The organism is Embleya sp. NPDC001921 (genome assembly GCF_053594475.1).
In genome coordinates this window covers 1-22,650 of record NZ_JBSFEO010000067.1, presented here as the reverse complement: position 1 = coordinate 22,650, position 22,650 = coordinate 1, and the positions used below count along the sequence as shown (strand labels likewise).

General features: G+C 72.7%; 23 protein-coding genes. 11 read left to right on the top strand and 12 right to left on the bottom strand.

The features are described from left to right. Positions 1-327 precede the first annotated feature (327 nt). The gene (locus ACWCPW_RS46380; protein WP_449767670.1) at positions 328-1,308 is read right to left on the bottom strand and encodes a DUF5753 domain-containing protein; all 981 of its coding nucleotides are present in this window, start codon (positions 1,306-1,308) and stop codon (positions 328-330) included. Between the two features lie 243 nt (positions 1,309-1,551). On the opposite strand from ACWCPW_RS46380, the gene ACWCPW_RS46375 reads away from it, so the two are divergent. Together ACWCPW_RS46375 and ACWCPW_RS46370 are read left to right on the top strand one after the other, a co-directional pair. Then, positions 1,552-3,108 carry a carboxylesterase/lipase family protein gene (locus ACWCPW_RS46375; RefSeq protein WP_449767669.1) on the top strand — a complete coding sequence of 519 codons (1,557 nt, stop codon included), beginning with the start codon at positions 1,552-1,554 and terminating at the stop codon, positions 3,106-3,108. Positions 3,109-3,269: 161 nt separating this feature from the next. Continuing rightward, positions 3,270-3,665: a PPOX class F420-dependent oxidoreductase gene (locus ACWCPW_RS46370; protein ID WP_449767668.1), complete on the top strand. Its 396-nt coding sequence runs from the start codon at positions 3,270-3,272 to the stop codon at positions 3,663-3,665. Between the two features lie 148 nt (positions 3,666-3,813). On the opposite strand, the gene ACWCPW_RS46365 is transcribed toward ACWCPW_RS46370, so the two are convergent. The 4 genes from ACWCPW_RS46365 to ACWCPW_RS46350 all read right to left on the bottom strand — a co-directional run bounded on the left by ACWCPW_RS46365 (position 3,814) and on the right by ACWCPW_RS46350 (position 8,082). Then, positions 3,814-4,956 carry an FAD-dependent monooxygenase gene (locus ACWCPW_RS46365; protein ID WP_449767667.1) on the bottom strand — a complete coding sequence of 381 codons (1,143 nt, stop codon included), beginning with the start codon at positions 4,954-4,956 and terminating at the stop codon, positions 3,814-3,816. Positions 4,957-5,018: 62 nt separating this feature from the next. Next, positions 5,019-6,551 (bottom strand): hypothetical protein, encoded by a 1,533-nt coding sequence (locus tag ACWCPW_RS46360; protein WP_449767666.1) that lies wholly within the window; start codon positions 6,549-6,551, stop codon positions 5,019-5,021. Positions 6,552-6,565: 14 nt separating this feature from the next. Continuing rightward, positions 6,566-7,177 (bottom strand): ATP-binding protein, encoded by a 612-nt coding sequence (locus ACWCPW_RS46355; RefSeq protein ID WP_449767665.1) that lies wholly within the window; start codon positions 7,175-7,177, stop codon positions 6,566-6,568. Further along, positions 7,174-8,082: an MEDS domain-containing protein gene (locus tag ACWCPW_RS46350; protein WP_449767664.1), complete on the bottom strand. Its 909-nt coding sequence runs from the start codon at positions 8,080-8,082 to the stop codon at positions 7,174-7,176. Before ACWCPW_RS46350 ends, ACWCPW_RS46355 begins: the two co-directional genes overlap by 4 nt. 441 nt (positions 8,083-8,523) lie before the next feature. On the opposite strand from ACWCPW_RS46350, the gene ACWCPW_RS46345 reads away from it, so the two are divergent. Further along, a complete protein-coding gene (locus ACWCPW_RS46345; protein ID WP_449767663.1) occupies positions 8,524-10,746 on the top strand; it encodes an SDR family oxidoreductase in 2,223 nt (740 codons plus the stop codon). Between the two features lie 104 nt (positions 10,747-10,850). Here ACWCPW_RS46345 and ACWCPW_RS46340 read toward each other — a convergent pair whose 3' ends face one another. Further along, positions 10,851-11,432, bottom strand: a complete 582-nt coding sequence (locus ACWCPW_RS46340) for an EboA domain-containing protein (protein WP_449767662.1) — start codon at positions 11,430-11,432, stop codon at positions 10,851-10,853. Between the two features lie 324 nt (positions 11,433-11,756). On the opposite strand from ACWCPW_RS46340, the gene ACWCPW_RS46335 reads away from it, so the two are divergent. The 5 genes from ACWCPW_RS46335 (at position 11,757) to ACWCPW_RS46315 (ending at position 15,842) form a co-directional block, all read left to right on the top strand. Further along, complete coding sequence (locus ACWCPW_RS46335; protein WP_449767661.1) at positions 11,757-12,191, top strand: SRPBCC family protein; 435 nt, start codon at positions 11,757-11,759, stop codon at positions 12,189-12,191. Positions 12,192-12,395: 204 nt separating this feature from the next. After that, complete coding sequence (locus tag ACWCPW_RS46330) at positions 12,396-12,551, top strand: hypothetical protein (protein WP_449767660.1); 156 nt, start codon at positions 12,396-12,398, stop codon at positions 12,549-12,551. 613 nt (positions 12,552-13,164) lie between these two features. Further along, a complete protein-coding gene (locus tag ACWCPW_RS46325; RefSeq protein ID WP_449767659.1) occupies positions 13,165-13,737 on the top strand; it encodes a hypothetical protein in 573 nt (190 codons plus the stop codon). A 132-nt stretch (positions 13,738-13,869) separates the two neighbouring features. Then, positions 13,870-15,171: a sensor histidine kinase gene (locus tag ACWCPW_RS46320; RefSeq protein WP_449767658.1), complete on the top strand. Its 1,302-nt coding sequence runs from the start codon at positions 13,870-13,872 to the stop codon at positions 15,169-15,171. Further along, entirely contained in the window at positions 15,168-15,842 is a 675-nt protein-coding gene (locus ACWCPW_RS46315; protein WP_449767657.1) for a response regulator, read from the top strand. Before ACWCPW_RS46320 ends, ACWCPW_RS46315 begins: the two co-directional genes overlap by 4 nt. 128 nt (positions 15,843-15,970) lie before the next feature. Here the strand turns inward: ACWCPW_RS46315 and ACWCPW_RS46310 are convergent, their stop codons facing one another. Then, entirely contained in the window at positions 15,971-16,894 is a 924-nt protein-coding gene (locus ACWCPW_RS46310) for a sigma-70 family RNA polymerase sigma factor (protein WP_449767656.1), read from the bottom strand. Positions 16,895-17,130: 236 nt separating this feature from the next. Between ACWCPW_RS46310 and ACWCPW_RS46305 the strand changes: the two genes are divergently transcribed. Then, a complete protein-coding gene (locus ACWCPW_RS46305; protein WP_449767655.1) occupies positions 17,131-17,778 on the top strand; it encodes a hypothetical protein in 648 nt (215 codons plus the stop codon). 163 nt (positions 17,779-17,941) lie between these two features. On the opposite strand, the gene ACWCPW_RS46300 is transcribed toward ACWCPW_RS46305, so the two are convergent. The 3 genes from ACWCPW_RS46300 to ACWCPW_RS46290 all read right to left on the bottom strand — a co-directional run bounded on the left by ACWCPW_RS46300 (position 17,942) and on the right by ACWCPW_RS46290 (position 19,069). Further along, positions 17,942-18,190 (bottom strand): hypothetical protein, encoded by a 249-nt coding sequence (locus ACWCPW_RS46300; RefSeq protein WP_449767654.1) that lies wholly within the window; start codon positions 18,188-18,190, stop codon positions 17,942-17,944. Next, positions 18,187-18,516 (bottom strand): DUF6247 family protein, encoded by a 330-nt coding sequence (locus ACWCPW_RS46295; RefSeq protein ID WP_449767653.1) that lies wholly within the window; start codon positions 18,514-18,516, stop codon positions 18,187-18,189. Before ACWCPW_RS46295 ends, ACWCPW_RS46300 begins: the two co-directional genes overlap by 4 nt. Before the next feature lie 88 nt (positions 18,517-18,604). After that, positions 18,605-19,069, bottom strand: a complete 465-nt coding sequence (locus ACWCPW_RS46290) for a hypothetical protein (RefSeq protein WP_449767652.1) — start codon at positions 19,067-19,069, stop codon at positions 18,605-18,607. Positions 19,070-19,104: 35 nt separating this feature from the next. Here ACWCPW_RS46290 and ACWCPW_RS46285 point away from each other — a divergent pair, with 35 nt between their 5' ends. Next, positions 19,105-20,022: a hypothetical protein gene (locus tag ACWCPW_RS46285; protein ID WP_449767651.1), complete on the top strand. Its 918-nt coding sequence runs from the start codon at positions 19,105-19,107 to the stop codon at positions 20,020-20,022. On the opposite strand, the gene ACWCPW_RS46280 is transcribed toward ACWCPW_RS46285, so the two are convergent. Then, a complete protein-coding gene (locus ACWCPW_RS46280) occupies positions 19,958-20,533 on the bottom strand; it encodes a hypothetical protein (protein WP_449767650.1) in 576 nt (191 codons plus the stop codon). The two genes, ACWCPW_RS46285 and ACWCPW_RS46280, sit on opposite strands and share 65 nt — an antisense overlap. A 279-nt stretch (positions 20,534-20,812) precedes the next feature. Here ACWCPW_RS46280 and ACWCPW_RS46275 point away from each other — a divergent pair, with 279 nt between their 5' ends. After that, positions 20,813-21,730: an NAD-dependent epimerase/dehydratase family protein gene (locus tag ACWCPW_RS46275; protein ID WP_449767649.1), complete on the top strand. Its 918-nt coding sequence runs from the start codon at positions 20,813-20,815 to the stop codon at positions 21,728-21,730. A 91-nt stretch (positions 21,731-21,821) separates the two neighbouring features. On the opposite strand, the gene ACWCPW_RS46270 is transcribed toward ACWCPW_RS46275, so the two are convergent. Beyond that, entirely contained in the window at positions 21,822-22,586 is a 765-nt protein-coding gene (locus tag ACWCPW_RS46270) for a GNAT family N-acetyltransferase (RefSeq protein WP_449767690.1), read from the bottom strand. Positions 22,587-22,650: the final 64 nt, after the last annotated feature.

The window sequence follows — 22,650 nt, the reverse complement described above, 5'->3', positions numbered from 1 at the left end:
TTCCGAACGGCTTGTGGGGGCGGAGCAGGAGCACACGCAGACGATTCCTCGGCATCGCCACCGCGGTCGGCGCCGGCCCGTACCTCGGCGGCGCCCGGACCGCGTCCGCGGCGGCGGGCGATCCGGGTCCGGCACCATGCACCCTGTCTCCGACGTCTTCGAGCCGGCCAAGTCGGTCGCCCACGTGCCCCTGGGCATCTACTCGATCATCGCGCCGTATCTGAGCCGCCGCATCCCGGAACTCCCCAGCTCCGACCGCCTCGACCAGCACGACGTGGACATGGTGGCGTTCAAGGGCCCGGGAACGAAGGAATGGATCAGCCCACTTCAGGACTTCGGCGCCACCCTGACCACGGCCCGACGGCAGCTCGGCAACGCGCTCATGGCGCGCGAACTCGAAGCGTCCTGCGCACGCATCCTCGACGCCGCGATCGAGTTCATCGACGAGTCGGCGCGGCGCGGCTCCTTCGACATGGCGTCGTTCGAGACCTTCACGGGCGGCTTGAACGACGCCATCGACACCAACATCAAGCACGCGTCCCAGGCGCAGATCGACGGCGTGAAAGCGCTGATGGGGCGCTGGCGGGACGCAACATACCGACCCCGCTTGGGTTCGAGGATCAGGCAGGGGGCGGATACCGCGAAAGGTGCCCCTGTAGGGAGCACCTGCAGCCGAACCTGTGGATGCTCCGAGGTGACCTTGACGAGGTGTCCAAGTTGGTCGGCGAGAACCTGCGGGCTGCCATTGGGCTGGTACAAGGCGGGTTCGGCAACGATGAACCAGGCGGGAACCTGGGCCGCGAGCAGGCGCTGTACTCGATCCATCCGCAGGCGCTGCCTTTCGTAAGCGGCAGTCATGGAGAGAGTCGGATCGTGCATGAGAATGGCGGCAAGCGCGTAATCTGGTGTCTGCAACTGGCCTGGAATGAAAGCAGTCTGGTAGCTACGCAGACTCAGCGTCGTGCTCTCCAACCGAATGAGCCGATGCAGTCGCTCGGGAACGTCACTCAGAATGTCGCGCCAACCCGCGTCCATGTGATCGCCGTTCGGCTCATCCGGTGCCACGAACCCCAGTGCCGCCAGCGGCCTCCCGAACAAGTCCTCCAACACCCGCCGATAGTCCGGCGTCGGATACGGCGGATCCGCGCTCTCCCACCGCCGGATCTGGCGCACGCTCACCGCCGGCCGCATGCCCATCACGAGGGCGTGTTCCTCGAAGGCGTCGGCGAAGCCGGCCTGGGAGTGCAGGCCGAGGGTGCGTCGTGCGGTCACCAGTTTGGAGTTGGCGCCGAGGGGTCGTGCGGGCATGGCTTCTCCGGTTGGTCCGTCCCCGCGCACCGGCCACGGCGTTCGCGCGTGTGAGGATCACGGTGCGGGGAGTTCATCCGCACACACGGTAGCGATTCGGGCACGCCACACGTCATCAATCGCAAAAGATCGCAATCCGACCGAGCCGGGACCATCATGGAGTTTCCCATTCCGTGACGGTGCGCGCGCATTCGGTGAGACGCTGCCTCTGCGTACAGGAACCGATACCCAAGGAGACGACGCGTGCCGGACGACGACATCTTCGAAGTGGCGACCACCTATGGACCGGTCTCCGGGCTGGTCGACGGCGACGGCACGGCCCGCTTCCTGGGCATCCCGTACGCCGCGGCTCCCACCGGGGTCAACCGGTTCGCCGCGCCGGTCGCCCCGGAATCCTGGACCCTTCCGCTGCCTGCCCACGCGTTCGGCCCGACGGCCCCCAGGACGGTCGGCGCTCGGCTCGACGAACTGCTCAGCGGCAAGGAGCCGGTGCCGGGAGAGGACTGGCTCAACCTCAACGTCTGGACTCAGGCCCACGCCCCGACCGTCCGCCGACCCGTGCTCGTCTGGATCCACGGCGGCGCCTTCGTACGCGGCTCCTCGGCCGGAACCGCCTACGACGGCGCGGTATTCGCCCGGCACGGCATCGTGTGCGTATCCATCAACTACAGACTCGGCGTGGAGGGGTTCGGCTACATCGCGGACGCGCCCGCCCCGGCCAACCGCGGGCTGCTCGACCAGATCTTCGCCCTCCAGTGGGTGCGCGACAACATCGCGAACTTCGGTGGCGACCCGGACGACATCACGGTGGCCGGCGAGTCGGCGGGCGCCATGTGCATCCTGGCCCTGCTCTCGACCGGCCGCCGCGATCTGTTCCACCGGGCCATCGTGCAAAGCGGCAGCGCGCACGTGGCCCAGACCCCCGAGGACGCCGCCCTCGTCGTCGGGGCCATTGCGGCGGACCTGCGCATGGAAGCCTCCTTCGCCGGCTTGTCCGCCGTGGCACCCGCCGCGATCGTCGCCGCGCAGACCCGGGTACACGACGACATCGTCGCGACCGCGGATCCGGCGAAGTACGGCCACACCACCATCCAGACCTGCGGCATGTCCCTCGTGCCCGTGATCGACGGTGCGCTGTTGCACGAACGCCCCATCGACGCCATCGCCCGCGGCGCGGGCAGGGAAGTACCGCTGCTGATCGGCACCAACGTCGAGGAGAACCGCCACTTCGTCCTGCCCGCCCCGTCGGACGTGTCGCCGGAGGCCTGGCAACAACGGCTCACGGACTACGGCGTGCCCGACAGCGCCGACATGTACGACCACTACAAAGCCGGCTTCACGAAGTCCTACCCACGCGAAGATCCCCCGGAGGTCTTCGCCGCGGTGATGACCGACCGACTCTTCCGGATTCCCGCCTACCGGATCGCCGAGGCCCGGGCGAATGTCTCCTCCGCCACCACCCACGTATACGAGTTCGGCTGGCGTACGCCCAAGACGCGCGAGGACTCCCGGCCCCTCGGGGCATGCCACATCGCGGAGATCCCCTTCATCTGGCAATCCCTCGACGCCCCCGGCGTGGACGAACTCGTCGTCAGTCCTCCCCGCGATCTCGCCGACGAAATGCACCGGCGCTGGGTGGAGTTCATCCTGACCGGCGCACCGACGGACTGGCCCGCGTACGACACCACGCAACGCCCGGTCATGACCTTCCGTCGAGACAACGAGCCGGTGAACGAGGTCGTCGCGGACCCGCGCGGACCCGAACGGCTCCTGTGGGAGGGCTCGCTCGACCCCGAGTGAGCGAACCGCCCGGCAATCGAACCGCCCCACCCATCCATCCGCCGGCCCGCCCAGCCGCCCGGGCCACCGCCCCTTGACATCAAGTCGACTTGAAGTTCTACGCTCCGAAGAGCGTCCGGGGCCTCGGGAGCCCCGGCCCACACGGACGGAGCGCGGCGGACATGGCGACCTACACCGAGATCGAACGTGCGTACCTGATCGGACAGGGCCTGGGCCGATTGGCCACTGTCGGGCCGAACGGCGTGCCGCAGGTGCGGCCCGTCGGGTTTCGGCTGAACGAGGACGGGACCGTCGACATCGGCGGACCCAAGCTCGGCACGAGCCAGAAATGGCGCAATGCCGAGCGCAATCCGGCGGTGGCGTTCGTCGTGGACGACATGACGCCGGACGAGCCGGGGGCGTACCGGCCGGGCTGGGGCCGCGGCGTCGAGATCCGGGGCCGGGCCGAACTGCTCCGCGACCACGAACCGCCGTTCGCAGCCGACTTCTTCAGCAACGAGGTGCTGCGAATCCACCCCGAACGCGTGATCGGCTGGAACCTCGAGGACGGTTCCTGACCCGAGCGGGTACGCGGCACTCCGGCGTCCCTCGCCCCCCGACATCGCCCGACCCCGGGCAATGTCGGCGGGCGTGCCCGACCGCGGACATGACGCACGCATCACGCCGGGATCGCCCCGCCGACGCCCCGCCGACGCACTGCCACCGTCACCGAGTGCCGATCGACGCCCCCAACGCGTGTCCACCGAAACCGTCGTCCGCGTGCTGAGCGGCCCACCAGTCGACCATGCGCTCCGGCGTCATCGTGGTCCAGTCCGGCGTGTCCTCGACCATCGCGTAGCCCATCGCCCGGGCGACCCGGACCAGGTCCGCGCCCGCCGGATAGCGGTCCGCCTGATAGCGCGCCAGCACGTCGTCCCACGACCCGTCCGGCCCCACCGCCAGGCACGCGCTCTCGAACGCCACCGCGTCCTGGATGCCCTTGACCGCACCGCTCGCCACATGCGGACGCGCGATCGCCGCCGCGTCGCCCGCGACCAGCGTGCGACCGCTCGTGTACGCGTCCACCACCAGGTCGTTGATCGGCTGGATCAACGTCTCGCTCTCCGGGGTGGCGGTCACCAGGTCCGCCCAGAACGGCGGGAAGTACTTGCGGACCAGCGCGAGCAGCCCCGGCCGGGGGTCGGCCGTGCCGCCGACCGCGCTGTACAGGCCCCACGACATGCGGTCGCCCGCGCTGCTCGGGATGCGGTACATGACGCCTTGGCCGTTCGGGATGCAGATCGAGATCAGGTGGTCGATCGGCTCGTGCTCCCACGGAACGCTCCCGCGCCACATCGCGTATCCCGCGTACTGCGGTACCGCGGCGGGGAAGAGCGCGGTCCGTACGGCGGAGCCGTATCCGTCGGCGCCGACCACCACGTCGTAGCGCTCCCTGGTGCCGTCCGGCAGGACCACGTCGCCGTCCGCGCCGAGGGTGACCGGCGTACCGCCGCGATAGTCCACCTCGGCCGGCACCCGGCGGCGCAACCCCTGCCACAACTGGCCCCAGTTGTAGACCCGGAACCCGGCCGACTGGTCCCACAACAAGCGGCCCCGCGTGGAACCGCCGTCGTCGACCAGCCATTTGCGCCCGACCACGTCCCGCCACGGGGTGGTGTCGTCGACATAGCCGGCGGCCTCCAGTTCCACGTAGCGGTCCACGTGCAGCGCGATGCCCACACCTCGATCGGCGAGTTCGCCGGTGGTTCGCTCGTACACGGTGACCTCGGCTCCGCCGCGCGCCGCCGCCAGCGCGAACGCGCAGCCCGTGATACTTCCGCCGACCACGGCGACCCTGCCTATCGGCATGCCCATCTCCCCTTGTCCGCTTCCGACTTCGTACAGATGTCCGCACGAGCCCCGGAAGGACCCTACGGGATGTCGGCGGCGATCCGATCACGGACAACGATCAGTTGGGCTCGCCTGGTTTCGTCGAAGCGGATCTCGGCCTCGGCGTCCGGCGCGTTCACCGGAAGTCGGCGCCGGGCGTCGATCAACGCGGTCAGTCTCGGCAGCGCGCCGGTCGCGCACCGGCCCATGTCGGCCAGCACCGGAAGCGCGTGCGCACCCACGTACTGATCCCCGGCCACCGCGGCCAATTCCCCCACGAGCCGATCGGCGATCCCGGCGTCCACGACACCACGCGCTCGCCACACCACGCCCGCAAGCTCGTACTTGAGCACCGACTCACGCTCGAACAGGCTCATCGCCTGCCGCCCTTGACGCTCCGTCAATCCGCCGCACGCCATCAACCCGATCAGTGCCCGACCGACCCTGCGCCGCGAGTCGACCACCTCGATCGGCTGTTCCGCCAACCACGCGTCGAGGTCGGCGCGCCCGCCGCTCGGCCGCCGGGCGGCGAAGACCGCGTGCAACTCCGGTACGGCCGGCTCGACTCGCCGCGGCTCGCCCAGTTCGCGCGACAGCAGCCGGTCCACCTCGCGCGTGCCCGCCGCCCACCGTGCGGCCGCCGCCCGCCACAGGTCGCTCGACAGCCGCAACACCCGCAGCGTCTCCTCGCGCAAAGCCGGGCCCGCGCCGGCCGCGAGCTCGGCCAGGGCGGGCAGGATCTCGACCGGCCCGGTCCGCCACAGCCGGACGGCCGCCGCCGCCATGTCCACGCCGACCCACCGCACGCCCTCCTGCTGGGCGGCGAGCAACTTCCCTGCCACGCGGTGGCATTCGTCCTCGTGATCGTTGCGGGCCAGGCGCCACGCCCAGGTCGCGCCCCACGACCGGGCGTCGAGGCCGATCCGGTCCACCGCCGCCGGCAGGTCCGCCAGGATCGCGTCGTTCAGCGCCCTGGACCGGGCCCCCGAAACACCCTCCGCGCCCGACAACCCGAGCGCCGCCGGCACCCGGACCGTCGGGTCGCCATCCTCCGAAAGCCTGGTGAGCAGTGCCGCGAACGTGTCACCGCTCCCGAGCAGGGCGTTCGCGCCCGCCATCCGCACCGCCGGGTCGGCCGACCCCGGCAGCCACGCCGAAACCTCCTCGACCTCACCCGTCGCCACGAACAGCGATGCCGCCGCCACCCGGACAGCCGGCTCCGGGTCCACCACATACGCCGCGGCACGCTCGGCGACGACCGGCCAGGGTCGTCCGAACTCGCAGAGAGAGCAAAGCAGTTCGATGGCACGCAGGCGCGTCTCGACCGCTCCCGCGTCCGCGAGTCCCAGCAGCACGCGCGTCACCGGTCCGTCCCGGTCCGCGCATACCGCCTCGAAGATCGCCGTCCGCTCCGGCCCTGCCACCGCCGCCGCGCCCGACCCCACCGCCGACCCGAGCGGCGTCACGCACCCGTGCGCCACGACCCGCGCGTCCGCCACCGCGCGCTCGCCCACCATGGCCTGTTCGGCGGCCGTCATCGCCTGCTCAACCGTCATCGCCTGCTCGTCCGTCATCGCGACCGACGGTGTCACACGGCAGGCGGCGGGCCCATCGAATTGCGGCGACCGTCGGGTTCGATCGAGAGCGGCCCCGACGCCGCCGCGGTCTCCTCCGCCTCCGGCCGACCGCCGGCCGCAGGTCGACCGCCGGCCTCGGCTCGACCGCTCGCCTCCGCTCGACCACTCGCCTCAGGGGGCGCCGCGCCCGCCGACGTGCCCAGGTGCATCGTGATCCGCACGACCACACCCTCGGCGCACTCGGTCACCTCGACCTCGTCGCACAACGCGCGGGCGATCCACAATCCCCGCCCCGGGGTCTCGTGCTTGTCGGTCAGCCGCGGAAAGCTCCGCCGTCGGCAGCCGTTCTGCTCGTCACGGCTCGCGTGGATCTCGCAGACCACCCGGCCCGCCCGGGGTACGCATCGCAACAGGGCCGGCTTCGAGCCGTTCGTGACCGCGCACGCGGCGATCTCGTGCACCGCGAGCACCAGGCAGTCGGGGCGGTCGTCGGCCAGGCCCACCGCGTCGGCGTGCCGGCGCACCACGGCACGCACCAGGCACAGGTCCGACGCGCCGAACGGCAGCACCTCCACCGGGCCCCCGGAACGGGAACGGGCGCGGTCGCGGTTCGGGCCGGTCACTGCGTTCCCCCACTACGCTCGCCGGACGGACGGTCCCCGTCCACGATCAGGCCACCGGCGCCGCTCCAGCCGAGCAGGTCGACCACCTTGCGTACGGCCGGCCCGGCGGCGCGCAGGACCAATCGCCGGTGCGGGCCCAGCGCGGCGGCGGCCCGGTACAACGTCTCCATCGTGCTCAGGTCGGCGAACTCCAGCGCGGACAGGTCGACCACCAGGTCGCGCCCCGGCTGCGCGGCGGCCCGCCGCAGCGCCTCCTCCAACAAACCCAGGGTCGCGACGTCGGCCTCGCCGATCAGCCGCAGCCCCTTGGTCGTGTCGGTGACCTGCAGGCTGGGCGGACGGGCGCGCCCGGTGCCCGCGACGATCGGGTGTAATCGTTCCTGGGCGTCGATCTGCACCGAGCTGAACTCGCGCGGGTCGTACAGGCAGATGCCCATCGCCCGGCGGCCGGGCAGGCCCAGGCCTGCGAGCCGCTCGAACTCGTGCAGTTCGTCGTATCCGACGCCACCGGCTCGGCCCCACGTCATGTCACCGCACACGCGCAGGCCCCGGTAGCCGTCCTCGAGCGCCTGGTCCACCGCCGCGAAGAACGTCTGCGCCATCCCCTCGGGCGTGAACTCGCCGTCCCACAGCGGTGTTCGGCCGACATCGACGACCACCAGCGAGCCGTCGGCCTCGCGTTCGGCCGGCCGCGTGGGTCCTTGGGACAGCGTACTCATCAGCCAGGATCGATCGCGCCGGCCGAGCAGGCACATCACCCGGTCGTCGGCGGACAACCCGTCCCGCACGTAGCTGTGCACCGCGAGCCGGACCACCGCCTCGTCGGCCGACACGAAGCAGCAGTGGCTGCCGTAGTCCATCGCTCCCACCGCGGCCACCGTGGCCCCGGCCTGGGAAGTGTCCATCCGCGTATGCCCCCTGTGGTCCCGGCGCGCCTCGGGCCCGGCCCGGGCGCTCGTCCCGCTCCAGACCGTAGTGCCCCCGACCGGTGCCCCCGCGCGAAAACAAGCAATAAAGCTTCTTTCGGGGGTATCGGCCGCCCGACCACGGCACAATCATTGGGTCCCGGCCGACACCACGGCGGACACCACGGTCGGCCCCGCACCAACCCACGACCACGATCGCGAACCCGATCGGGTGACGCCGACACCGGTTGGCCCAATACCGCCCGGGTGCCGGCCCTCCGGCGACTAGCGTCCTGACGAAACCCACTCGTCCCAGGGAAGACATTGACCACGCATGCCCCGGCGCGGCGCGCCATCGGGCCGGACTCGCCGTGCGTCGACACCGTCGATGCGACGCCTCGTCAGGCCAATCGGAAATACCTGCAAGGAGTTTGCTGAGCCATGCGCGTCGCCATCACCGGAGCCACCGGATTCCTCGGTCTCCATCTGCTCCGCGAACTGCTCGACCGGCACCGTACGATCACCGTCCTGTCCCACGCGGGTTCGCGCGGCGCGATCGACCGGATTCGGGCCTTTCTGGAAGTCTCCGCCGCTCCGGACGAGTTGGTGCGGCGACTCCCCGAGCGGCTGCGGATCGTCGAAACCGACCTGACGCTGCCCCGGCTGGGCCTGTCCCGGGCGGACTTCGCCTCGCTGGCCGACTCGGTCGACGTGATCTGGCACTGCGCCGGCGATTCCAGGATCGACGCTCCGCCGGCCGAGTTGCGCCGGACCAATGTCGAAGGCACCCGACACCTGCTGGAGTTGGCCGAGGTCGGCCGGCGCCGCCCGCGCGTGCTGCACATCAGCACCGCGTACGTGGCCGGCGGCCGGCGCGAGGGCACGATGAAGGAGGAACTGCCGGACGATTCCGGCGGTTTCGAGAACGACTACGAGCGGTCCAAGTACGAGGCCGAGGTGCTCGTGCGGGACTGGGCCGCGCGGTGCGGGCGCTCGGCGATGATCCTGCGGCCGACCACGTTGGTCTCCGACCAGCCCGGTCTGCCCACAAACGCCCTGCGGTACATGGTCGAACGGGCCGAGGCGACCGGTGGTTGCGCGGCGCTGGGCTGGGCGGCGCGGTTGCCGCGCCGGGTGCGGCCGGTATTGCGACTGGCCGCGGCGCCGGACGGCCGGCTCAATTTCGTCCCCGTGCACGAGGCCGCGCGGGTGATGACCCGGCTCGCCGATCTCGCCGGTTCCGGCGGCGTGGACGTCTACCACGTGCGGCATCCGCACGACGTCCCGATCGAGGTGGTCCGCGAGGTGCTCGCCGAATTCCTGCCGGTCCGGCTGCGGTTCGTCGCCGAACCGCCGGAGCGGCCGACGGGCGTGGAGCGGCTCGCCGAGGCGCACACGGCGTTCACGCCGTATCTGACGCACCGTCGTGGCTACGACGACTCGGGCGTGCGCGCGCTGCTCGGCGAGCCGTGTTCGAGGATCGGCGTGGATCGCGACTACCTCGTGGACTGCGTCCGGCCCGGCCGCGGCGGTCGGCGCGCCGACGCGGCGGAGAAGGTGTATCGCGATCATGGCCGCGCCGACCGGGCCGACGCGCTTCAGGTCGGCGGCGTCCTGCGTTTTCGCGGCCTCGCGCCGCGCGTCGAGGATCTGCGTGAGGCGATCGCGGCCCGGCTGTGGCGGGTGCCGGTGCTGGCCTATCGCGTGGACGGCGCGTACCGGCGGCGCGGCACGCTGGACCTGGCCCGGCACGTGCGCGTGCACCCGGTCGGCGCGAACCGCCTGGGCGCCGCCGTCGACGAAGCGCTCGCGGATCGCCTGCCTCGGGATCGGCCGCTGTGGGAGGCCCGGCTCGTGCACGGGTACGCGGCGGACGAGTGGGCGGTGGTCTTCAAGGCGCATCAGTGGCTGCTGGACGGCGCGTCGGTGGTCGAGGTGGGTCGGCGCCTGTTCGGGGTCGAGCCGATCGACGCCGCTCCGGCGCCTGCGGCCGAGGTGGGCGAGTTCGGCGCGGGCGACCGGCTGCGCTGCCTGGTTCCGCCGAGCACGCGGCCGTTCGCGACGCGCGGGCCGGCCGGTACCCGTCGGATGGCCTGGCTGGGCCTGGACGCCAAGCGGCTGCGCGCGGCGGTACACGACACGGGCGCCGAGCCGGACGCGTTGTTCCTCGCCGCCCTCACCGGCGCGCTGCGGGACTGCCCGGGCGTCCCGTGGCGACGCGGGCCGAAGCCGGTCTGGGCCCTCGTACCGTCCGCCGCCGGCGGCTGGGCCCGCGCGGAACCGGGCAGCCACGCCCGGCCGACCCGGGTCCGGCTGCCCTGCGACCAGGCGGACCCCGCGCGGCGCCTGGCGCTGATCACGGAGGCTCCCGCGCCGCCGGTCGTGCGCCGGGGATTGCGGGCGGCGCTGTCGCCGTGGCAGGTGGACGTGGCGGCGGGGCCGGTCCAGGGGTGGCTGCGCCGGCCGTACGCGTTCCGCGGATCCCCGATGGTCGGCGCGATCCCCTTGGGCGGCATGCCCCGGAGCGTGCCGTTCGGGGTGTTCCTGGGCACGTTCGAGGACACGTTGTACGTGAGCGCCACGGTCGACACGGCCCTGCCGGGCGAGCTGGCCGAATCCCTGTGCGCGTCGTGGTCGACGGCCCTGGACCAACTCGCGACCTGAGACCCGCTCGGTCCGGGTTGGGCCGCCGACGTGCCGCGGACCCGCCGGTGCGGTTCGCTCCGCACCGGCGGGCCCGCAGCACGTCGGCCGCGGCCCGGAATCCCCTAGCCGGGCTGCACCGGTTGTACGGACTGCTCCGCCTGCTCGGATCGTTCCGCCCGGCGCGGCTGCACGACCGCCGGGTCCGCACCGTCCGAAGTGTCCGCCCGGTCCGAACCATCCGACCCGTCCGACCCGTCCGACCCGTCCGATCGCGCCGGCTCCGCCGGTTCCGTGCCGGCGACGACCTCCGCGAAGCGGGCGGCGGCGATCAGTTGCGGGTCGCCGGTGCGCAGCGCGTCCTCGACGAGCGCGCCGGCCAGGGCCGGGTCACGCTCGGACACCGCGAGATAGGGCAATGCCCGCAACACGGCTCGACGTTCGTGCGCGTCGCCGCGCCAGTACAGGGTGCGCAGGTGCGCGGACAGGTCGCACTCGGGCGTACGCGCGGCCAGTTCGGCCAGCGCCAGGACCCGCGCGGCGTCGTCGCAGGTCCAGCCGGGCAGGCCGATCAGCGGCGCTCGGCCGCAGGCGCGGCCGGCGGCGGCGAACGCGGTGAAGTCGGCGAGCGTGGGCCAGTCCTCGCTGCCCGGTTTGGCGGACGCGGTGAACGCGCTTCGCAGAGCTGCGATCGGCGGGTGGGGCATGGGCGGATTCCTCCCGGTGGCCGGCGATGCGCGATACGCACCTGTGGCTGTGCGTTCCCCATCCGAGGTGATCGCCAATCGAACGATTCACGGATGGGCGAAGCGGTGGTGGGCGGCGAGCGTTTCAGGCCGAATCGTATTCCCGGCATAACCGAGCTTTCGGTCATATGCCCACCTGCGCGCCCGGCGTCCGCCCGCTCGGGCGGCGGGCTTCGGCCGAGGCGGCGCACAGGGCGCGCGCACGGCGCAGTCTTGACCCTCAGCAAACCTTTCGCGGACCGTTGGCAGACTGACGCGGGCGTTGGCGAGATCTACCGTTGGTTCATGGTCCGTGAACCGCTCGTCGAGGTCAGTGTCGTGATCGCCGCGTCCGCCGAGGCGGTCTGGCATGCCCTCGTGGACGCGGACACGCGCGCGATGTGGTGGCGCTGTCTCGACCTGGACGCGCGGGTCGACGGTCGGCTCAGCGAGCGCTGGAGCGGAGCGGACGGCGAGGCCCGGTTGACCACCGGCCGGGTCCGCGCACTCGAGCCGCTCCGCCTGCTGCGCTTCACCTGGGCCGACGACGACTGGGCGGTGTCCACGACGGTGACCATCGAGCTGGCCCGGGCCCGTCCGGGCACCCGGATCCGGGTCCGCGAGACCGGCTGGAGTCACCTCCAGGACGGTCCGAACCTCGCCGCCGCGCACCGCGACGGCTGGGGTGCGCACGTCGAGGACCTGCGCCGCTTCACCGAGGCCGCGGGCGGCCCGCGCTGAGCGCACGGGGCGCGCTCGGCGTCGTCCCGATCCACGCCCGCGCCGCCCGACGTGAACCCGTGGTCGCCGGCGGTTGACGCGGGGGCGGACGGTAGTGTTGTGGCGCCGTTCGGAGGACGAACGGCGGAGCGAGCCGGGTCCGGTTCGCGCGATCGGTGTCGCCGGTGGCGTGGTCCGCCGGCTGCACCACCTTTGGGAGTCATCGTGTTGAACGCCCTCGGCGCCCTCGCCGAACTCACCCCTTTCGTCGCCGTGGCGGTCGGCTTCACCTTCGTGATCCGCGGCATCCTGCGCGCGGACCGGCGCGAGCGCGAGCACTACGCCAAGAAGGACGCCGAGACCCAGATGCCCTCTTCCTGAGCATCGGTTCGCACGTCGCCGGGACCGACCCCAGGGCCCGGCGGTCGGCCCGACGCCGCGCGCGCAGCGGCCGGCGCAGCGGTCGGCCGGCTCAGCGACACCTGCCGAGCAGCCGGGTGGACCGGCCCGCCGCACAAATCGCCTCGCCCCGAATCGGCCCGCCGCGCTACGGTTTCGACGGCCTTCCGGTACGCAGGCCGCGGATACTCCATGGAGCCCGCAAGGGCGGTGAAATGTGCGGGGCCGTAGTCCCGGTCGCCGCGGCTGCCTCGATCTCGGCGGGCCACCTGTTTCTCCCGGCGCGGCCAAGCCGGGCCGCCGGCTCGTCGACCCGGCGGCCGCGCCGTTTCCCGGACCTTCGACCGCGGACCGCGGTACCGCCGCGGGTTCCAGCACGCCGGCGCCGACGCCGAACCGCCGTCGCGTCGGCCCGCTCGGCCCCGCCGCGGAAGTCCCGACCCCCTACCGGGGTATCACTCCGGAGTTGGCGCCGCGGTGTGATGCCCCCGCCAAGCCCGACTCCTACCTTGGGGAACACGCCGAAACCGGCCGCACCCGTGCCGGTATCGCCCCCGCCCGCAAAGCTCGCGGGCACGTCCCCGAGGACTCCGCCATGACACCCACGACCGCTCGCCCCGCCGCCGCACCGCTCGTCCGCACCCCGAGCCGGCGCACGACGCGCCGCACCACGCGCCGCACGATCCGTCGCTTCGCGCCCGGCTCGGTGCGCGAGGCCGGTCGGCGCTCGATGTACGCGCTGATCGCGCTGCCGCTCGGCCTGCTGAGCATCGGCCTGGTGCTCGGCGGCCGGCCCGCCCGCGCGGCCCGCCTCCGGCTCGCGGCGGCCCGGCGGTTCCTGGACACGGAGTCGGACGAGAGGACCGGGCCGCCCTACCCCGGCGCGCTCCGCGTGCTCCGGGACGGCGTGCTCGACGTCGCGCTGGGCATCCCGACGCTGGTCCTGGCCGGATACGCGTACGGCAACACGCTGCGCAACCTGACCTACCCGATCTGGTACGGCGACACCGACTACCACGACGCGTGGGGCGGGCCGACCCTGGCCGGTGTCTGGGCCGTTCATGCGATCGGCGGCCTCGCCTTCTTCGCTGTGTGCCTGTGCCTGATCAAGGCGCTGACCGACGTGCAGGCGAACGCGGCCCGCCGAACGTTCGGCCCGCCGGCCTGATCGCCACCGGGCACCCGCTCGCCCACCCCTGCTCCCGCCCCCGCCCCGCCCCGCCCCGCCCCGGAGACCGTGATGGACACCGCCCTCGCCCCGCCCGACCGATCGGTCCATCCGGGCATAGCATCACCAACCGTGAAGATCGTTCGACAACCGACCGTCCTGGCCGCGCTGCGCGAGGCGTTGGCACCGGACTCGGTGGCCCCGCTGCCGCACACCCGCCGCGCGAGGCGGGTGTTGTCGCTTGCCGCGCTGGTGATCGGCGTGGCCGGTTGGCTCGACCTGTACCAGCACTACGACGTGTCGGCCGCGGGCGCGACCGTCGCCGCCATCGCCCGCGCGGTCCCGGTGCTGCTGTGCCTGTATCGCCCGCTGGCGGCCTGGTGGTTGGCGCTGGCCGCGGCCATCGCGACGGCGGTGCCGACCCATCCGGTGTCCGACTCCGAGCCGTGGCCGTGGGCGGTGACCTCGGTGTTTTCACTGGTCGTCGTCCTGAGCGTGATCGCGCTGCGAGCGCCGCGTCGGGTACTGGTCGTGCTGTGGCTGATCCTGCTCGCGGCCGGCACCGCGCTGATGCTTGCCCGCAGTCCGATCGACGTCGACGAACTGCTGCCGATATCCATCCTGTCCGCCCTCGCCCCGCTCACCGCCGAGGCGATCGGCAGCCGAAGTGCGGTGCAGCGCCGACTGGTCCGGGTCGAGGAGATCAGCCAGGCCGAACACGCCCGGCGTACCCTCCTGGAGGAACGCACCAGGATCGCCCGCGAGTTGCACGACGTGGTGGCCCACCACATGTCGGTGATCACCGTGCAGGCGGACAGCGCGCCGTATCGCATCGCCGACCTGCCGCCCGCCGCCGTCACCGAGTTCGACACGATCGCCGCCGAGGCACGCCGCTCGCTCACCGAGATGCGCCGCCTGCTGCACGTACTGCGCCAGGACGCGGACGCAGGCGCCGAGCACAGCCCGCAACCGGGCCTGGCCGAACTGCCCGTACTGATCGAGACCGCGCACCGGGCCGGCCTGGAGGCGCACCTGTCGATCGAGGACTCCGTGCCCGCGCCGGACCGCATCCCGGTGGGCGTACAACTGTCCGCGTACCGGTTGATCCAGGAGTCGCTCAGCAACGTGGTCCGGCACGCGCCGGGCGCCTCGGTCCGGGTGACCGTGGCCGCGGACGCCTCGGCGCTGCGGCTCACCGTGGTCAACTCCGCGCCCGGAGCGGCCGGCCGGCCGGTGGAGCCGCGTGGGCCGGCCGAGGGCCCCGGCCCGACCGGCACCGGCCAGGGCCTGATCGGCATGCGCGAGCGGGTCGCGATGCTGGCCGGCGAGTTGCACACCGGGGCGTTGCCGGACGGCGGCTTCCGGGTCGCTGCGATGCTTCCCCTACCGCCGGCCGACGCCACGTCGGCCCCGAGCACCCCCGGAGCGGCATGACCACCGTAGTGATCGCCGACGACCAGGCGATGATCCGTGCCGGCTTCGCCGCGCTGCTCGCCGCCCAGCCGGACCTGGAGGTGGTCGGCGAGGCCGCCGACGGGCGCGAGGCGGTCCGGCTGGCCCGGGAGACCCGGCCGGACGTGGTCCTGATGGACGTGCGGATGCCGACCCTGGACGGCCTTGCCGCGACCCGCGAACTGCTCGGCACACCCGGCGCGTTCGAGGCGATGCCGAGGGTGTTGATGCTGACCACGTTCGACATCGACGACTACGTGTACGAGGCGCTGCGCGCGGGTGCGAGCGGCTTCCTGCTCAAGGACGCCTCCCCCGCCGAGCTGATCGCCGCGGTGCGGATCGTCGCGGCCGGGGACGCGCTCCTCGCGCCCTCGATCACCCGTCGGCTGATCGCCGACTTCGCCCGCAACCGGCCGATCACGCGCGCGAGTTCGACCCGCCTGGGCACCCTCACCCCGCGCGAGACCGAGGTGCTCGGGCTGATCGCGCAGGGCCGTTCCAACGGCGAGATCGCCGCCCACCTCGTGCTCGCCGAACAGACGGTCAAGACGCACGTGAGCCGGATCCTGGACAAGCTCGACCTGCGCGACCGCGCCCAGGCGGTGGTCTTCGCGTACGAGAGCGGCCTGATCACCCCGGGCACGCCGGGGTAGCCCGAACCGAACCGAACCGAACCGCGCCGGGTCGGGCCGAGCCGAGCCGGGCCGGGCCGCCGCGAGCGGATCGGCGACGCTCCGTCGCCGCCCGCCCGCGCACGCGCCCCCTCCCGGCGGCCTCGCGCCTACTCCGTGGGCAGTCCCAGGGCGCGCAGCTCGGCCGGGTCGCCCGGGCCGACCACGTCCTTGATGTCCGGACGGGCCAGGCGGGTGGGGTCGGCGAGGATGTTGATCTCGACGATCCTGTCACCGACGATGGTGAAGTCCATCACCCCGAACGCCTTGCCGCCCGGCGCGTTCAGCAGGCCCGGAGCGCCGTTGACGAGCACGGGGCGGGCGTACTGCGCGAAGCGCGCGAAGCTGAGCGCCTGCTCGACCACCGCGCGGGCGCCGCGGACCAGTTGGGAGACGCCGATCGGGCCGCTGCCGGCGTCGGCACGGAGCAGGACGTCGGGGTCGAGCAGGTCCAGCAGGGCCTGGAAGTCGCCGGCCCGGGAGGCGGCCAGGAAGGCGTCCACGACGCGGCGCTGACGCGGCAGGTCCGGCTCGGGCGCCGCACCCTGCACCCGACGCCGGGCGCGGCTGGCGAGCTGCCGGGTCGCCGCGGTCGACTTGTCCACGATCGGCGCGATGTCGTCGAACGGCATCGCGAACATGTCGTGCAGCACGAAGGCGAGCCGCTCGGCGGGCGGCAGCGTGTCCAGCACGACCAGCATCGCCAGCCCGACCGAGTCGGCGAGGACCGCGAGTTCCTCGGGATCGGTCCCCTCCGCGTGCGAGACGATCGGGTCCGGCACGTGCGTGTCCCACATGTCCTCGCGCCGGGACTTGCGCGAGCGCAGCATGTCCAGGCAGACCCGCCCGACCACCGTGGTCAGCCAGCCGCCGAGGTTGTGCACATCGCTGATGTCGGAGCGGTCCAGGCGCAGCCAGGCCTCCTGGACAGCGTCCTCCGCCTCGCTGAGCGAGCCGAGCATGCGATACGCCACCGCCCGCAGATGGCTGCGGTTCTCCTCGAACCGTTCGGCAAGAACTTCGTGCTCCGTCATCGTTCGCTTTCTCCCGTTCCCGTTCCCCCGGCGCTGTGAGCGACGGATTCCAGACGATATGACACCCGGAGACCGTCGCCCCGACGCCCCGCCCACCGGCGCGGCCCCGCGCGGGTCCTCCGCTCGTGTGCCGGGCCTTGCCAGGTGAGGGACTTCCCGCCGATCCACCCGCGAAGGTGTCCCCTCGGCCGAACCCCTGGTTGCATGGACGGCGACCGGGATCGAGGAGGGACCGCGTGGCCAGGGGACGACCGAATGCGCCCACACGACGCGGCACGGTGCACCTGTCGGCCCTCGTCCTGCTCGTCGCCGCCGGCTGCGCGGCGTGCGGCGACACCGCGGCCGCGGCCCCGGACCGAGCCGTCACCGGCTACACCGACGGCGTCGTGTCCGCCACGATCCCGTGGCAGGGCCGGTCGATCACGTTCGAGGTCGCGGTGGGCGTCTCCACCTCGCCCGAACCGCCGCGAATCACCGACCGGCTGCCCAAGGTCGGCACCGCCCCGAAGGGCACGATGTTCGTGCTGATCGGCCTGCACGCGGCCCTGCGCCCGGCGGCCCACCCCGCCCCCGGCTCCGTTCCCGAATCCGGTTCCGGTTCCGGCGCAGACCCCGCCGGCTGCACCTTCGCCTACGGCCACAAGCTCGCCGACGAGGTGGTGCTGCGGCTGCCCGACGGCCGCCGCGTCCCGGTCCTGAACGCCTCCCCACAGTCCGATCTCTACGCCGCCTCGGTCGAACTCGCCTTCCAGGTACCGGAGTCCTTCCGCACCGGCACCCTCGACCTGACCCCGACCGGCACCCTGCGCGCGGCCTGCCCGACCGGCCCGACCGACATCCCGCTGACCTTCCCCACCCACCACTTCACCCTCGGAACCGACTGAGCCGAGCGAACCGCCGAGCCGAGCGAGGAAAGCCGGGACAGCCAAGGCAGCCGGGAAAGCCCGGAGAGCCACGAGACCCGGGAAGGCCGGGAAGACCGGGAAGACCGGGAAGACCGGGAAAAACCTGGAGACCCCCGGGAGGCCGAGCCGCCCGCCCCGCCCGTCACCCGATCCACACCAGGTTGATCACACTGACCATCACCCGGTTCTCCTGCACGATGTACGTCGCGAAGCCGTGCGCCGCGAAGGCCGCCTCCAGGGTGTCCTTGAGGCCACCGCTCATCCGCGCGCCCGCGTTCCACGGATCGTGGCGCAGCCGCCGCTCCAACTCGACCCAGGCCCGGCGGGCGGCGGTCGGCAGGGTGCGCCGAATCGCCTCGGCCTCGACGTGGTACTCGACGCCATAGTTCACCGCTGCGCCCGGAACAGCCGGGCCGCCCGGGGCCGCACGACCCCGGACAGATCGCCCTCACGGATCCGCCGGGCCCGCTCCAGGACGGCCTCGTAGTCGCCGTTGCGGTGATGCACGAGCCGCCGCTGCCACGGGACCAACGCGTGTGCGAGCGGGGCCAGATCGCCCGCGTCACGCGCGTGGTCCAGCGCCCGCCCGTACTCGACCTCGAACTCCTCCCGTGCGCCCTCCGGGAGTTCGGCCCGCAACTGCCCCGGCGTGGGCCACAGCGCACCGCCGGTATGGATGGTCACGTCCGGAGCGGATGGATCACGAGGCGCGGTCATGCGCCCAAGCGTCGCACCACGCCCCCACCCGACCACCCCTGCTCGCGGAAATTCGACGCCCCCTGCACGCGGGGCACGCGGGGCACGCTCACAACCGGAGCTTGTGCCAGGCCGTGCGCAGGGCTTCCAACTCGCGACGGGGGAACGGCCGCCGCCAGTCCGCGTACCAGCGATCCTCGCCGAGGTCGAAGTCCACCCGGTCGAAGCCACGCAGCACGCTCCGCGCGAGCAGCTCGATCGGATGGCGTGCCTCCCACAACACCTCGCCGGGCCGGTTGCGCTTCGACGCGTCGGCGTATTCGACGATCCTGATGTCCACCGCGTCGCCGTCCGGGCTCAGGTGCCACAGAAAGCCGTTGGGTTCGGCCTCGAACATCACCTTGTGGTCGCCCGGTTCGCCGAGCGCGAGCCGGGTCACCGCGCCGATCAGTTCCTCGGGCGCGTCGGTGATGTAGGAGACGACCAACTGCGCCTCCCCGGCGATGTCGGCGATGGTGCAGTCGGCCCAACCGGAACCCGAAAGGGTCCAGGTGAACCACAGCGATGCCTTCATTCCGGACAGTTTGCCGGCCACCCTAGGATCACCGCATGGATCGCACGAATCTCACCCGCCCGGGTGGCGAATGGGACGCGTTGCGCCTGGATGTACCCGAGTCCGCGCGACCGTCGCTGCGCCTGTCGGTGGCGGGGAACCGCAATCTCGTCCTGGTCGACGAGTCGGCCGCGGACGCCGACGCGCCACCGCTCCTGCTCGGCGAGGTCGACCCGCGGTGGTACGGCGTGGACTACCACTGCCCGGCCCCGCTCCGGTCCCCGCTCGCACCGCTGCGCGCCGCCGACGCGCGCGCCCTGGGCACCGCGAACGACCGCACCTGGTACGCGCGTTGGGCGCACCACATGGCGGACGCACTGACCGCGGGCGGTCCCCTGTACGGCGGCGCGTGGGTGTTGTCGCGGGACATGGATCGCACCCGGCTGCGCTTTCCGGCGTTCGCCGCGCCGATGTTGCCCACCCGACCCGGTGGGCGGATCGACTTCAACGCGCACACCTCGGACTACTGGGAGATCCTGCCGCTGCGCGCCCTCTCGTCGGCCGAGCACGGTCGGGTCAAGGCGTACCGCAAGCAGGTGCGGGACGGCTCGCTGCCACCGGTGCTGGTGTGGTGGATCAGCGTGCTCCAGACCCATGTGGTGCTGGACGGACACGACCGGCTCGCCGCGTCGATCGCGGAGCACCGGGTGCCGCCGCTGCTGGTGTTGTCCCGCCCGATGGCGTACGACGCCTACGTGGCGGGCCCTGTGGGCGGTTACGAGCAGCGGATGGCATCGATCACCGCGGCTCCCGACGCCGGTGCGAACGCGGTACGGGACGCGGGCCTGCAGCTCGCCCGCGACCTGCACCGGCTGCGCGAGGGCTACGGCCCGACACGGGCCTGGCCGCTCAAGGGCGGCGTCCCCGCCTGGCGGAGCCTGGTCGCGCGCCATGCGCCCGACTGGGCGCGTTGAGCGCCCGGTCACCGCCCGACTCCGGCCCGGCTCGGTCGGTATCGTCGCGAACGCGTACGTCGAGCACCGCCGCCGCGCCCACCCGTCCGTCGCGTACCGCCTCGGCCCGCACCGCCGCGTGGTACGGCCCGGCCGTGCCGGCGAACGCGCCCGCGCCCATCGGACCGCCCTCGCGCGGGACCCGATAGCGCACGGTCCACACCACCTCCGCGCCCGGGCCGATCGGCGCGCCCGGCTCCGGCTCCACCACCGCGACCCGCTCCTTGTCGAAGACCCGGACCCGGAACCGCTCGGCCCCGCCCCCGCGATTGCGCACCACCAACCTGGCCTCCACCACCTCCCCGGGGGTGGCCGCGATCCGCGCCCGTTCGAATCCGACCTGCACCGCGAGCGCCGGATCGCCCACCCGCTGCCCGGCCAGGTCGGCCCCGCACAGCGGCCCCTCGCAGTATCCGTGGCGCTCGTCCGCCACCGGAGTCCCACACAGTCGGCAGTGCCCCGTCACACTCATGGCTGCCCCCGAACGTCGATCCCCCGCGTCCGAAGACGCCCAACCGAGAACACCCGTTCCGCATTCGTCCGCAGATAAGGGAAGCCCCTCGTTCCCTCCCTTCCCCCTGATCGCATCCTGCACTAACGTGCCGGCACGCCCAACCGCCCGGCGTCCTCGGACGATCCGCGCACCGGGCCCCACGACCGCGGGCCGAACCAACCGGCCCACCGGGACCGCCGAACTCGCGGCGGGTTCCGGCCCACGCACAGCGCAGCGACCCGCACGGAGGTTGTCCCCATGGCATCGACCCTCACCGGCGCGAAGATCGTCGTCACCGGTGTCACCGGCCAAGTCGCCGAACCGGTCGCCAAGATCCTCGCCCGGGACAACGACGTGTACGGCGCCGCCCGCTTCCACGACGACGAGGCCCGCGAGCGTCTGGAGGCCGCCGGCGTCACGTGCGTGAAGATCGACCTGGCCTCCGGCGACGTCGCGGCGCTGCCCGCCGACGCCGACTACGTGGTCAACTTCGCCGTGGCCAAGAACGGCGACTGGAACGTGGACCTGGACGCGAACGCGGGCGGCGTACTGTCCCTGATGGAGCACCACCAGGCGGCCCGCGCCTTCCTGCACTGTTCCTCCACCGCCGTCTACCAGCCCGCCGGCCACAAGGAACTGAGGGAAAGCGCTCCTCTGGGAGACAACCACGGCGTGTGGTCGTTCCTGGAGACGTACAGCATCTGCAAGATCGCCGCCGAGGGCGCCGCCCGCTGGGGTGCGCGCCGGTTCGCGCTGCCGACCACGATCGCCCGCCTGTCGGTGCCCTACGGCGACAACGGTGGCTGGCCCGGCATCCACCTGGAGATGATGCTCGGCGGCGCGCCCATCGACGTGCACACCAACGCGCCGAGCGTCTACCACCCGATCCACGTGGACGACATCGCCGGCACGCTGCCCGCGCTGTTCGCGGCGGCCACCCCCGAGGTCACCACCGTCAACTGGGGCGGCAGCGACCCGGTGAGCATCGAGGAATGGTGCGGCTACCTGGCCGAACTCACCGGTGTCACGCCCGAGTTCAACGCCACCGACGCGACCATCGACTCGGTCACGCTGGACCTGACCCGGATGCACGCGATCACCGGCCGCACCACCGTGCACTGGCAGGACGGAATGCGCCGGATGGTCGAGGCCCTGCACCCGGAACTGCTCGAGTAGGACCGACCCGGGCCGCGCGTCGTCGGGCCGCGCGTTTCTTCCGACGGCGCGTTGGCCCGGCCCGCGTCCGGCCCGCGCTCGGCCCGCGCGCTCACCTCGCGAACGCGTGCTCGGTGACCGGCCCGAGTGCCTCGAAGCCCAGCTTCCGGTACACCGGTTCGCCGGCCGCCGACGCCTGGAGCACCGCGACCGGATGCCCCTCGTCGACGGCGGTGTCCAGCGCGGCCCGGGTCAGGGCCGCGCCGTACCCGCGCATGCGGTGCGTGGCCAACGTCGCGATGTTGTACACGCCCGCGACACCGGCGTGCGCGAACACCTCGGCGGTGGCCACCGGCCGGTCGTCCAGGTACCCGACCAGGTAGCGCGCGGCCGATGCGAGCGCGGCCTCGGCGGTCAGTTCGACGAACCGCACGACATCACGCGCGGACGGCGTCCACAGCGTCGACAACACCTCGGCGAAGTCGAGCAACCCCGCGCGCGTGCGCACCGGTTCGATCCGCAACCCGGCCGGCGACGCGGCCTCGGCGGGCGTACCGCGGGTCCACCGCGCCCACATCGCCACCTCGGTCTCGTTGATCGGCAGGCCGTGCGCCACCAGCCGCTCGGCCAGGTCCGCCGGCCGCGACCCCTGGGTGACCCACCATGAGAACGGCCGCCCGGTCGCCGCGATCCGGCGCGTCGTGCGCTCGACGACCGCGTCGACCGTCTCGGCGGTCAGCCGCGCGCCCGCGACGATGTTGTACGAGTCGTGCGCCAGGCCGCTGTCCGCGACGACCACCCGGTCGTCCTCGTCCACCCGCATCCCGGGAGTGACCCGGTGCAGGTGGCACGCGTGCTCGGCGAGGTTGCGGTCCATGGCTTCGATCGGTGCGCGCATCCGGCCATTGTCACCGGGCGTCCCGCCCGAACCGCGCGACGGC

Excerpts from the sequence above, each read along its gene's own strand:
- ACWCPW_RS46380 (WP_449767670.1), bottom strand. The coding sequence starts at position 1,308 with ATGCCCGCACGACCCCTCGGCGCCAACTCCAAACTGGTGACCGCACGA.
- ACWCPW_RS46370 (WP_449767668.1), top strand. The coding sequence starts at position 3,270 with ATGGCGACCTACACCGAGATCGAACGTGCGTACCTGATCGGACAGGGC.
- ACWCPW_RS46365 (WP_449767667.1), bottom strand. The coding sequence starts at position 4,956 with ATGCCGATAGGCAGGGTCGCCGTGGTCGGCGGAAGTATCACGGGCTGC.
- ACWCPW_RS46360 (WP_449767666.1), bottom strand. The coding sequence starts at position 6,551 with ATGACGGACGAGCAGGCGATGACGGTTGAGCAGGCGATGACGGCCGCC.
- ACWCPW_RS46350 (WP_449767664.1), bottom strand. The coding sequence starts at position 8,082 with ATGGACACTTCCCAGGCCGGGGCCACGGTGGCCGCGGTGGGAGCGATG.
- ACWCPW_RS46345 (WP_449767663.1), top strand. The coding sequence starts at position 8,524 with ATGCGCGTCGCCATCACCGGAGCCACCGGATTCCTCGGTCTCCATCTG.
- ACWCPW_RS46340 (WP_449767662.1), bottom strand. The coding sequence starts at position 11,432 with ATGCCCCACCCGCCGATCGCAGCTCTGCGAAGCGCGTTCACCGCGTCC.
- ACWCPW_RS46335 (WP_449767661.1), top strand. The coding sequence starts at position 11,757 with ATGGTCCGTGAACCGCTCGTCGAGGTCAGTGTCGTGATCGCCGCGTCC.
- ACWCPW_RS46325 (WP_449767659.1), top strand. The coding sequence starts at position 13,165 with ATGACACCCACGACCGCTCGCCCCGCCGCCGCACCGCTCGTCCGCACC.
- ACWCPW_RS46315 (WP_449767657.1), top strand. The coding sequence starts at position 15,168 with ATGACCACCGTAGTGATCGCCGACGACCAGGCGATGATCCGTGCCGGC.
- ACWCPW_RS46310 (WP_449767656.1), bottom strand. The coding sequence starts at position 16,894 with ATGACGGAGCACGAAGTTCTTGCCGAACGGTTCGAGGAGAACCGCAGC.
- ACWCPW_RS46295 (WP_449767653.1), bottom strand. The coding sequence starts at position 18,516 with ATGACCGCGCCTCGTGATCCATCCGCTCCGGACGTGACCATCCATACC.
- ACWCPW_RS46290 (WP_449767652.1), bottom strand. The coding sequence starts at position 19,069 with ATGAAGGCATCGCTGTGGTTCACCTGGACCCTTTCGGGTTCCGGTTGG.
- ACWCPW_RS46285 (WP_449767651.1), top strand. The coding sequence starts at position 19,105 with ATGGATCGCACGAATCTCACCCGCCCGGGTGGCGAATGGGACGCGTTG.
- ACWCPW_RS46280 (WP_449767650.1), bottom strand. The coding sequence starts at position 20,533 with ATGAGTGTGACGGGGCACTGCCGACTGTGTGGGACTCCGGTGGCGGAC.
- ACWCPW_RS46275 (WP_449767649.1), top strand. The coding sequence starts at position 20,813 with ATGGCATCGACCCTCACCGGCGCGAAGATCGTCGTCACCGGTGTCACC.
- ACWCPW_RS46270 (WP_449767690.1), bottom strand. The coding sequence starts at position 22,586 with ATGGACCGCAACCTCGCCGAGCACGCGTGCCACCTGCACCGGGTCACT.